The sequence below is a fragment of the Streptomyces silaceus genome (genome assembly GCF_001419745.1).
In the GTDB taxonomy this organism is placed as follows: Bacteria; Actinomycetota; Actinomycetes; order Streptomycetales; family Streptomycetaceae; genus Streptomyces; species Streptomyces silaceus.
The window spans coordinates 1-10,550 of record NZ_LIRJ01000539.1 but is presented as its reverse complement, the minus strand read 5'-3'; the positions used below and the strand labels follow the sequence as shown (position 1 = coordinate 10,550).

Annotated in this window: 8 protein-coding genes and 2 pseudogenes; 5 read left to right on the top strand and 5 right to left on the bottom strand. The window is 73.1% G+C overall.

Going from position 1 to position 10,550, the window contains the following annotated elements; translation table 11 throughout:
• Positions 1 to 340 precede the first annotated feature (340 nt).
• Positions 341 to 619, top strand: a 279-nt coding sequence (locus tag AOK22_RS43430) for a CGNR zinc finger domain-containing protein (RefSeq protein WP_244165250.1), incomplete at its 5' end; no start/stop codon positions are given.
• A gap of 18 nt (positions 620 to 637) precedes the next feature.
• On the opposite strand, the gene AOK22_RS41130 is transcribed toward AOK22_RS43430, so the two are convergent.
• From AOK22_RS41130 to AOK22_RS36145, 5 genes are all read right to left on the bottom strand, one after another.
• Positions 638 to 1,486 (bottom strand): hypothetical protein, encoded by an 849-nt coding sequence (locus AOK22_RS41130; protein WP_157872398.1) that lies wholly within the window; start codon positions 1,484 to 1,486, stop codon positions 638 to 640.
• 637 nt (positions 1,487 to 2,123) lie between these two features.
• Entirely contained in the window at positions 2,124 to 2,870 is a 747-nt protein-coding gene (locus AOK22_RS36160) for an ANTAR domain-containing protein (protein WP_055702917.1), read from the bottom strand.
• Positions 2,871 to 2,922: 52 nt separating this feature from the next.
• Positions 2,923 to 3,630, bottom strand: a complete 708-nt coding sequence (locus AOK22_RS36155) for a GNAT family N-acetyltransferase (protein ID WP_055702916.1) — start codon at positions 3,628 to 3,630, stop codon at positions 2,923 to 2,925.
• A gap of 387 nt (positions 3,631 to 4,017) precedes the next feature.
• Complete coding sequence (locus AOK22_RS36150; protein WP_055702915.1) at positions 4,018 to 5,088, bottom strand: family 2 encapsulin nanocompartment cargo protein polyprenyl transferase; 1,071 nt, start codon at positions 5,086 to 5,088, stop codon at positions 4,018 to 4,020.
• A gap of 102 nt (positions 5,089 to 5,190) precedes the next feature.
• On the bottom strand, positions 5,191 to 6,597 hold the full coding sequence (locus AOK22_RS36145; protein ID WP_055702914.1) for a family 2B encapsulin nanocompartment shell protein: 1,407 nt from the start codon (positions 6,595 to 6,597) through the stop codon (positions 5,191 to 5,193).
• Positions 6,598 to 6,779: 182 nt separating this feature from the next.
• Here AOK22_RS36145 and AOK22_RS36140 point away from each other — a divergent pair, with 182 nt between their 5' ends.
• The 4 genes and pseudogenes from AOK22_RS36140 to AOK22_RS43425 form a co-directional block, all read left to right on the top strand.
• Positions 6,780 to 9,407 carry a bifunctional lysylphosphatidylglycerol flippase/synthetase MprF gene (locus AOK22_RS36140; protein ID WP_055702913.1) on the top strand — a complete coding sequence of 876 codons (2,628 nt, stop codon included), beginning with the start codon at positions 6,780 to 6,782 and terminating at the stop codon, positions 9,405 to 9,407.
• A 139-nt stretch (positions 9,408 to 9,546) separates the two neighbouring features.
• The gene (locus AOK22_RS36135; RefSeq protein WP_055702912.1) at positions 9,547 to 9,783 is read left to right on the top strand and encodes a hypothetical protein; all 237 of its coding nucleotides are present in this window, start codon (positions 9,547 to 9,549) and stop codon (positions 9,781 to 9,783) included.
• Positions 9,784 to 9,923: 140 nt separating this feature from the next.
• A pseudogene (locus AOK22_RS36130) lies at positions 9,924 to 10,339 on the top strand (peptidoglycan recognition protein family protein); the annotation flags it as partial.
• Between the two features lie 3 nt (positions 10,340 to 10,342).
• Positions 10,343 to 10,501: pseudogene (locus AOK22_RS43425) on the top strand (N-acetylmuramoyl-L-alanine amidase); the annotation flags it as partial.
• Positions 10,502 to 10,550 lie beyond the last annotated feature (49 nt).

Genomic DNA, 10,550 nt, shown 5'->3' with positions numbered 1-10,550 from the left:
CCACCGTCCGGCGCAGCCGCGTGCGCCGGAACCGTGGCCCCGTCCACGCCCGCGCCCGCACCCCTTCTCGCGACCGCCCCGCGCGCGCCCATCGGCACGCCCCCCGCTCTTCCCCGCTCGGCACGTCTCACGTCCCTCAGCGTGATGTCATGCCCTTATGCACTTCAACCATTACGGAGGCGAGGCCGCGCTGCTCGCCGCCGAGTTGGTCAACTCGCTGCCCGCGGCACCGCCCCTGGGCCCGCTCCTCGCCGCGCACGGCGTCGTGGCGCACGGCCTCACCGCGGCCCAGGAGGCCGGCCTGCGCGACTGGGCCGCGCGGCTCGCGGAGTGCTTCGNNGCGTCCAGCACCCCGCACATCTCCCTGCACGACGGCCGCCCGCACTTCCACTACAGCGCGCCCGCCGCCGACCCGGCCGCCCACGTCCGCGCCCTCACCGCGGCGGGCCTCGCCTACGTCGTCTGTTTCGCCGACGCCCACCGGCTCGGCCGCTGCGCCCGCGCGGGCTGCGGGCTCGCGTTCGTCGACACCTCCCGCAACGGACGGCGCGCGTACTGCTCGGTGCGGTGCGCCAACAACGACGCGGTCGCGCGGCACCGGGCACGCGGGCGCGGCTGAGGCCGCTCCCGGCGGCGCTCACTCCTCGCCGAGCACCTCGTCGGCCGCCGCCCGCACCCGGTCCTGGTCCGCGCGCACGGCCGCGTACCTGGACGCGTGGCGGCGCAGGTCGGCGCGCTGCTTCTCGTCGCTGACGACCCACCACACCCCGGCGGTGTTCAGCTTCCGGTTGCACTCGACGTCGGCGACGGCCGTGCCCAGCTCCTTCTTCGTACGCGAGGTGTTGCCGCCGTCGACGCCCTCGCGCCACGCCTTGTCACGGAAGGCGTGCGCCGGGCTCTCGTACCGCTTGAAGCCCTTGTCCTCGACGCAGCGCGACCAGTCGCGAAAGGCCCTGCGCACCCGCGCGTCCTTGGCGACGTCCTCGTCGAGCACGCGGGTGCGCCGGCCGACGTAGCCCCGCACGCGCGCCGTCTTCACCGGGTCGCCCATGATCCGCCGCAGGGCCTGTCCGCCGCAGCCGCCCTTGGGGACCTTGCGGCCCTTCACCTCGACGGCGCCCCCTCCGAGGCGGCCGTGCATCACCTCGAATTCCCGCGGCTCCAAGGGCCGTCCCTCCGGGAACTCCTCCTCCCGCCAGGACGTGGTGCGGTCCGGGTCGAAGCCGTAGCCCCAGCGGCGGACGTGCGCGAGGTCGAGCATGCCGTACGGGGACACCGTGGAGATCGCCAAGACGGTCCTGTTCCCGCCGCTTCCCGCCATCCTCCGACCGGGATGGAGCGGAACGTCGTCGAACCCGAAGGACCGCATGCACTGTTGCGCCGTGCGCGCCTGCGCCTCTTCCATGCGCTTGTAGTCGCCACGGCTGAACTCGTAGCGCTCCAGCGGGAGTTCCGGGAAGTCGTCCTTGGACTCGACCCTCGGCACACCGGACTCCCGCGCGGAGCCGTCCGGGGAGGCGGAGCCCCCCGAGGCAGCGGATCCGCACCCCGCCAACACCGCGCCCACCAGGGCGAGTACACCCCACCGCGCCTTCATCGCACCCCTCCCCAGGCGGCTCGTTCGAACCGTGGGACCCTACCGCCGCGCTTCCCGGCGCGGCGCCACAGGGGTTCGTCAACTGCTGCCGTCAGAGCCTTGCTTGCCCTCGTCCCCGCCCGCCGCCGGCCGCCTCCTGCCGCGCCGCGACCGGGGGCGCCTGGCGCCCGCCGCACGCTCGTCGTCCTCGGTGACGTACAACGCGCACTGGTCGTTGCGGCACGGCCCGGGGCGCCATTCGGGGACGAACACCCCGAGCACCTTGCGCCGCCGGATCGCCGTTCCCACCGGCCGCCCGCAGGACCCGCAGACCGGCTCGTCCCGTGGGGCGGGGCCGGACCGGGGCCCTTCGTCGCCCCGAGGCGCTTCGTTGCCCTGAGGCCCTTCGTTCTCAGGCCCTTCGTTGCCCATACCGCCAGGTTAGGCCGGTCGGGCCCGCCAGGGCAGCCCTGTGACCGGGCCCGCGGGCGCCGCCGGAGCGTCGTGGGCGCGGACTGCCGGCGCCGGGCCCGGACACGGCGTCCGCTCAGCGCCGTCGGATCCCCTCGCCCTCCCACCGCCGCCGGATCTCCACGGCGTCGTCCTCGCCGGCCACCACCTGCCGCGCGACCTCCGCGATCCGCACCCGCCGGGAGCGCGCGTACTCGCGCAGCGCCGCGAACGCCTCGTCGACGGAGCACCGCCACCGCTCGGCGAGCACGCCCTTGGCCTGCTCGATCGCGATCCGGCTGGTGAGCGCCGACTGCAACTGCCCGCGCTCCACCAGGCTCCGCTCCAGCGACTGCTGCCGCAGGACCGCGGCCGCCGCGAGATCGGCGAGGGTCTGCGCGAAGGCGACCCGGTCCTCGCTCAGCGAACCGGCGCGGTCGCCCCGCTCCTTGCCCCCGGCCGGCCACTCGGCGCCGCTCGCGGGCTCCGCGCCCCCGGCGTGGAACAGCCCGAGCGCGCCCACGGCCTGCGCCTCGTCCGGCGCCGGCGTCTCCTGCCGCAACGGCAGCACCTGCACGGCCACGAACCCCGCCGCCCGCGCCTGTTCCGCGTACCGCGGCCAGCGCGCGACCGACTCCGCCCCGCCGATGTCGACATCCATCAGGGCGACCCCCGATCGGCAGCTCTCCACGCACGGCCCCTCGCCCTGCTGCACCGCGGACACCTCAAGGGCCCGGGTCCGTTCGTCCGAGGCCTGGACGGCACCACTCTCCAGCAGCACCACCGCCCCCGAGACCCCGAGCAGATCCACACAGCGGACGGTCAGATCCTGCAGGAACTCCACGCCACCCTCCGATCCTGAACGACTACGACAGTTCGCGGGTGCAACAGCGGCGTCAGCCGTCGGCCCCCGCCACACACGGCTCGCGCCACATCGGCCACATCCGCGGCCCGTCGGGCAGGTCGAGCGCCGTGCCCATGAAGGAGAACCCCAGGCGTGCGTAGAGGTCCCGGCTGCGCTCGTTGCTCGCTTCCAGGTAGGCGTGCAGCCCCTCCCGGTCGCACCGTTCGAGCACGGCGCCGACGAGCGCGGTGCCGAGGCCCTCGCCCTGCCGGTCGGGATGCACGGCGACGAGGTGCAGATACTGGTGCGGCCTGTCGGTCGGGTGGATCGCGTCCGTCAGCCTGCCGATCAGCTCGACCCGTTCGTTGTCCGGGTCGACGGCCTGACGCAGCAGCACGGGACCGTCCTCGGCGTCTTCGGCACCCCCACCTCCCGCGCCGCCGTCGGCGGCCTCGGCAACGGCGTTGACCTCGGCGTTCTCGCGATCCGGTGCCCCGCCCGGCCCGTCCGTCCCCTCCCGCGCGCCGGCGGGCACCGACCACCACAGGGCCACGGCCGTGCCGTCCTCGGTGATGTCGACGTACCCCTCGTCGAGCGCCGCGTCGAAGAAGGCCCCCATCAACGCGCCGTGCGTGCGCAGGCGGTACTCCTCGCCGGGCAGCACCCAACTGCTCACCGGGTCCTGCATGAACGCCTCGTCGAGCAGCCGGACCACGTCCTCCCGGTCGCCCTCCCCGGCCCGCCGTATCGCCACACCCACTGCCCGCCCCTTACCGCTCGCCCTCGCCCGACGGCGCGCATATCCGACCGTCAAGTCCACACGAAGGCACGCCGGTTGAAGCCTAGGTGATCGCGTCCACGCGCATAGCGAGGCCCCGCAGCGTGGCCGGATCGCGGTGGCTCACAGGACCCTTTCGGACGTTGCGCGGCCGATCGCCGGGCACAATCCAGGCGAATATGCCAAAGTGATACGCCGCCGGTTCACCGCGTACCCTCCGCACGGCGCCCCGAACCCGCATCGGCCGACCCGTCACGATTGGCCTGTTCACTTTCGCAAGGGCCGGGATGTCGGCCTGCGCCCGCTCCTCCCCGTCACCGTGCGCCGCGCCCCCTTTCGCGTACGTACGTCCCCCAAGAAGTCCGCACCTCAGTGCGTCCGGCGCGTCACGAACTCGGCGAGCGCCAGCAGTCCGCCCGCCGACTCCGGGTCCGGGACCGCCCTGGCGAGCTGGCCCACCGCCCGGGACATCCGGTCGGCGGCGTGCGCCTGCGCCCAGTCACGGCCGCCCGCGCGCTCCACGGCTCCGGCCGCGCGCGCCGCGTCCTCCCCCTCGCCCCCGGTCCGGGCGGCCGGGCGCGCGTACAGCTCGGCGAGCTCCGCCCCGGCAGGCGTGCCCGAGGCCAGGGCCGCGACCACCGGCAGGGACTTCTTGCGCGCCGCGAGATCGGCGCCCGCCGGCTTGCCGGTGCGCCCGGGGTCGCCCCAGATGCCGATGACGTCGTCGATGAGCTGGAAGGCGAGCCCAGCCTCCCTCCCGAACCCGTCGAGCGCGTCGACCTCCTCGCTGCCCGCGCCCGCGTACAGCCCCCCGAGCGCACAGGCGCAGCCGAGCAGCGCCCCGGTCTTGGCCTCGGCCATGGCGAGGCACTCGTCGAGGGTGACCTCGTCCGGGCCGCGCCGCTCCAGCGCGCAGTCCGCGTGCTGGCCCGCGCAGAGCTCCACGACGCACGCGGCGAGGCGGGCGGCCGCCGCCGGGGCCCCCGGGTGGGGGTCCTCGGCGAGCAGCCGCTGCGCCAGCGCCTGGAGCGCGTCACCGGCGAGGATCGCGTCGGCGTCGCCGAACACGCGCCAGGCGGTGGGCCGGTGCCTGCGCGTGATGTCGCGGTCCATCACGTCGTCGTGCAGGAGCGTGAAGTTGTGGACCAGCTCCACGGCGGCCGCCGCCCGCACGGCCGTGGCGGGTTCGCCGCCGAGCGCGCGCACCGCGGTGAGCACGAGCGCGGGCCGGACGGCCTTGCCCGGGTGCCGGGCGGCGGGTGTGCCGTCCGCGTGCTCCCAGCCGAAGTGGTAGAGCGCGATCCGGCGCATCGACCCGGGCAGCGAGTCGATCGCCCTGCGCAGCTCCGGATCGACGTGCGTCCGCGCCGACGCCAGGATCTCCGCGGCCTCGTGTCCCGTCACGTCCACCGTGCCCGCCGTCGTCGTCGTGTCCGTCATGGACTCACCCCGGAAAGGATGCGGACGGTGGCGGTTCCTCGGCCTGTGGGCGCGTACGGATGGGGTGTACCCCGTGCCGTGGGCGGGGACACGGGCCTTGACTCACCTCCAGCGGCCGATCTCGACGTTCTCGAGGACGCCGAGCGCGTCGGGCACGAGCACCGCGGCGGAGTAGTAGGTCGACACCAGGTACGAGATGATCGCCTGCTCGCTGATGCCCATGAACCGCACCGACAGGCTCGGCTCGATCTCGTCCGGGATGCCGCTCTGGCGCAGCCCGACGACGCCCTGGTCCTCCTCGCCCGTACGCATGCAGATGATGGACGTCGTCCGGGCCTCGGTGACCGGGATCTTGTTGCACGGGAAGATCGGCACGCCGCGCCAGGTGGGGATGCGGTTGCCGCCCATGTCGATGGTCTCGGGCACGAGACCGCGCTTGTTGAGCTCGCGGCCGAACGCGGCGATCGCGCGCGGGTGCGCGAGGAAGAGCTTGGAGCCGCGCCTGCGGCTGAGCAGCTCGTCCAGGTCGTCCGGGCTGGGCACGCCGTCGTGCGGCTGGATCCGCTGGTCGTACTCGCAGTTGTGCAGGAGGCCGAACTCGCGGTTGTTGATGAGCTCGTGCTCCTGGCGCTCCTTGAGCGCCTCGACGGTCAGCCGCAGCTGCTGCTCGGTCTGGTTCATCGGCTGGTTGTAGAGGTCGGCCACGCGCGTGTGGATGCGCAGCACGGTCTGGGCGACGCTCAGCTCGTACTCGCGCGGGTGCGCCTCGTAGTCCACGAAGGTGCTCGGCAGGACGGCCTCGCCGACGTGGCCCGAGGAGAGGTCGATGGGCGCCTCGCCGAAGGTGTTGGTGCGCTGGGTCGGGATGGAGCGCAGCTGCTGGAGGTGGGAGCGCAGCGATTCGCTGCGCTCCGCGACCCGTTCCAGCTCCTGGCGGGGCAGGGTGAGCACCGTGCAGGCGGTGACCGCGCGCGCGGTGTACTCCCAGATGGCCTCGGAGTCGAGGAGGGACTGCTCGCCGAAGTAGGCGCCGTCGGCGAGGGTTTCGAGCACCGTGTCGTCGCCGTACGGGCCGGTGCCGACCTTCTCGACGCGGCCGTGCGCGAGCAGGAAGACCTCGTCGGCCGGGCTGCCGAAGGAGGTCAGGACGTCACCGGTGACGAACTCGCGCTGCTGGCAGCGCTGGGCGAGCTCCGCCAGGACCTCCTGGTCCTCGAAGTCCCGCAGCATGGGCAGCTCACCGAGCTCGGCCGGGATGACCTGGACCTGGTCGCCGGTCTTCACGAAGGTCACGCGGCCGTCGCCGACCGAGTAGCTCAGCCTTCGGTTCACCCGGTAGGTACCGCCCTGCACCTGGACCCAGGGCAGCATCCGCAGCAGCCAGCGCGAGCTGATCTCCTGCATCTGCGGCGCCGACTTGGTGGTCGTGGCCAGATTCCGTGCGGCCGATGTGCCGAGGCTCTGCTGCGGCTTCTCCGACTCCGTACGGATCTCTTCGCCTACCGACATTGACTGTGCCTCCCGAGTGGCAAGGGTGATCTGCACACAGCAGCCTTCCAGCACGGAACGTGCTCGCGCCATTACACAAAAGAGCGGGAATGGATCACGTCCCGGCGGGGCAGGAGGGGCGTTTCCACTCGTTCGGCCCAACTCGGGATGTGCCCGGCGGAGCGGACTGGTGGGCTCGGGAGATGACCACCCCCGAGGCCCCCGCCGACGCCGCCGCGCCAGAGCCGGCCCCGGCGGCGCCGCTCGCCCCGCCGGGCGAGCGCGGGCCGGTGCGCTGGCTGCGCGCCGCGGGCCGGGCCTTCGAGCCGGTCCGCCGCGCGCCCGTGACGGTGTTCGTCGTCGTGGCGCTGTGGGCCGTGGGCGCCTTCACGGGCAGCCTCGGCGGCGGTCCGCCCACCTCGCTCCTGAACGACGTCGGCGTGGGCGTGCCCGCGCTCGCCGAAGGACGCTGGTGGACCCCGCTGACCTCGGTCCTGTGGTGCTCGGGGATCGGCAACTACATCGGTTCCACGCTGCTGTTGCTGCTCCTCGGCTCGGCGGCCGAGCAGCGGATGGGCTCCGTGCGCACCGCCGTCGTGCTCGTCCTCGGCCAGGTGTTCGGCGCGCTCCTGGGCACCGGCGTGGTGAAGCTGGGCGAGCTGGCCGGCGAGGACTGGCTGAACGACCTCGCGCAGGACCTGACGGCGACGCCCGGCATCGGCGCCTGCGCGGTCGGCGCCTTCCTCAGCTTCCGGCTCAGCGCCCTGTGGCGGCGCAGGCTCCAGCTGTGCCTGATCGTGTTCCCGCTGATGCTCGCGCTGTACGTCGGCCACCTCCAGGGGGTGCTGCGGCTCGCCGGCACGGTCGTGGGCCTGGGGCTCGGCGCCCTCGCGCACCGGCACACGCACCGGCTGCGGATGCCGCACGCCTCGCACTCCGAGGGCCGCGTCCTGGTCGCCCTGGTGGTGGCCGCCTCCGCCCTGGGCCCGCTGATCGCCACGCTCTACAAGGACTCGCTCGGCCCGTTCAACGTCCTCGACCTGTACGTGTCCGGGGGCCCCAGCGCCCAGGACATCGCGGACGCCTGCGTGCGGGCGACCAGTACGGACTGCGCCCGCATCCACGCCCAGGACCACTTCTACGGCTCCCCGGCGATGCTCATGGGGATCGCGATCCCCCTGCTGCTGCTCGTGCTCGCCGAGGGGCTGCGGCGCGGTCTGCGGCTGTCGTGGCGGATCACGGTGGCCGCGCAGCTGCTGTGGCTCGGGCTCATGGCGTTCCTGCTGAGCGACATCGCCTCGCACCCGGACCGGTACGTCCTGGAGGGCAGCGACCTGTCCGACCAGAAGGCGGCGATGATCCAGGCGGTCGTCGAGCAGATGATGCTGCCTTTGCTCGTCCTGGTGCTGCTCTTCCTCACCCGCAGGCTCTTCGACCAGCGGGTGTCGCGCACCACCGTGACCTGGCTCGCGGGGACGGTCGGCGGGGCGCTGCTGCTCGCCTGCGTCGCGTACGTGGGCATCGGGTACGCGGTGCGCGACCAGTTCACGCCGGACGCGACGTTCTCGAAGCTGGTGTCGGGCCTGCCCACGCAGTTCTTCCCGCCCAGCTACGAACCGTTCTTCTTCCAGGGGCAGGCCCCGGTCCCCGTCGGCGGCACCGCGCTGTCCCTGTACGAGTACTGCGGGATGCTGTTCTGGGTGGTCACCCTGATCGCCCTCTTCGTGGCGTTCAGGCGCCCCCAGGTGCACGCCGATCCCGACGCGGCGACGCGCGCGCGTGCCCTGCTCCGCGCGCACGGCGGCTCCACGCTCTCGTATCTGACGACCTGGCCCGGCAACAACTACTGGTTCGCGGCGGACGGCCGGGCCGCGGTCGCCTACCGCGTCCACTCCACGGTCGCGCTCACCACCGGCGACCCCTTCGGGGAGCCTTCCGCGCGCGCGGACGCGATCGACGGCTTCGCCGAGTACTGCGACCAGCGCGGCTGGACGCCGTGCTTCTACAGCGTGACCGCCGACGCCAAGTCCCGTACGGACGCGCTGGGCTGGAGCTCGGTGCAGGTCGCCGAGGACACGGTCGTACCGCTCCCGGAGCTGGCGTTCACGGGCAAGAAGTGGCAGGACGTCCGTACGGCGCTCAACAAGGCCAAGAAGCAGGGCATCACCGCGGAGTGGCACACCTTCCCGAAGGCGCCCATCGCGCTGACCGACCAGGTCCGCTCGATCTCCGAGGAGTGGGTCGCCGACAAGGGCCTTCCGGAGATGGGCTTCACGCTCGGCGGCCTCGACGAGCTCGACGACCCGGACGTGCGGTGCCTCCTCGCGGTCGACGAGGACCGCACGGTGCACGGCATCACGAGCTGGATGCCGGTGTACGGGGACTCCTCCTCCGGGGAGGGCGCGGGCGGGGACGGAGAGGACGGCGGAGCCCGACCGGTGGGCTGGACCCTGGACTTCATGCGCCGGCGCTCCGACGGGTTCCGCGGCTCGATGGAGTTCCTGATCGCGTCCGCCGCGCTCGGCTTCAAGGAGGAGGGCGCCCAGTTCCTCAGCCTCTCCGGAGCGCCCCTGGCCCGCTCCGACACCGGGGAGCCGCCTGCCGCGCTGCAACGCCTCCTGGACTACGCGGGCCGCACCCTGGAGCCGGTCTACGGCTTCCGTTCGCTGCTCAACTTCAAGGCCAAGTTCCAGCCCAGCTACCGGCCGATGTACATGTGCTACCCGGACCCGGCGGCCCTGCCCTCCATCACCCGGGCGATCGGCAAGGCGTACCTGCCGCACATGAAGCCGGCGCAGGGCGTGCGGCTGATGCGCAAGCTCACCTCCTAGGCGCGCCGGGCCCTCGCGCAGGGCACCGCGGCTCCTCGCGGAAGCGGACTCCGGGAACTCCAAGATCTGCGCGCCCGTTGAACCCCTCGCGGGGCAACCGCACCGCCCGCACCCTTCGTATCAACGGCAGGAGACAGCAATGGCAGGCTTCCTGGACCGCGCCAAAGAGCAGGCGCAGCGGGGCCTCACGCAGGGCAAGCAGAAGTTGGACGAGGTCCAGGAGAAGCGCGCCGGCGACGCCCTCCTGAAGAAGCTCGGCGCCGCGTACTACGAGGAGCGCCGGGGCACCGGCTCCCCGCAGGCCACCCAACAGGCGCTGCAGGCCCTGGAGTCCCACATCGCCACGAACGGCGACGGTTTCCTGCGCGGCAACTGACCGGATCGGCTCGCACGGTGCCCGAACAGGCCACGGATCCTCTCCGAACAGCTGGTCCGGGCACCGTGGTTGCGGGTACAAGCAGGGCGTACGAGGCGGCCCGCGACCGGCGGCCGTCGCGCCCTGCAAAGGAGGCGGTCATGGCCCCACCCATGTCCGCGGGGAGCTTCCTGAACGCGCTTCGGGACGAAGGCGTGACCGTCGTCGAGGTCGGCGACTGGGAGCACCACAACCGCAACCACAAAGGCCCCTGGGGCCCCGTCCACGGCGTGGTGATCCACCACACGGTGACGTCGGGCAGCCAGCGCACGGTGGAGATCTGCCGCGACGGCTTCGCCTCGCTGCCCGGCCCGCTGTGCCACGGCGTCATCACCAAGGACGGCCGCGTCCACCTCGTGGGCTACGGCCGCGCCAACCACGCGGGCCTGGGCGACGACGACGTGCTGCGCGCCGTCATCGCCGAGAAGCGCCTGCCGCCGGACAACGAGGCGAACACCGACGGCAACCGCCACTTCTACGGCTTCGAGTGCGAGAACCTCGGCGACGGCGAGGACCCNNNCTGGACGCCATCGCGCGGGCCGCGGCGGCCGTCTGCCGCGTCCACGGCTGGACGGAGCGCTCGGTCATCGGCCACCTGGAGTGGCAGCCGGGCAAGGTCGACCCCCGCGGCTTCACGATGGACGGGATGCGCGACCGCATCGGGGAGCGCCTGAAGTGACCCGCACGTGACAATGGCGGGGTGCACCACACCCCGCCATTGTCACGTG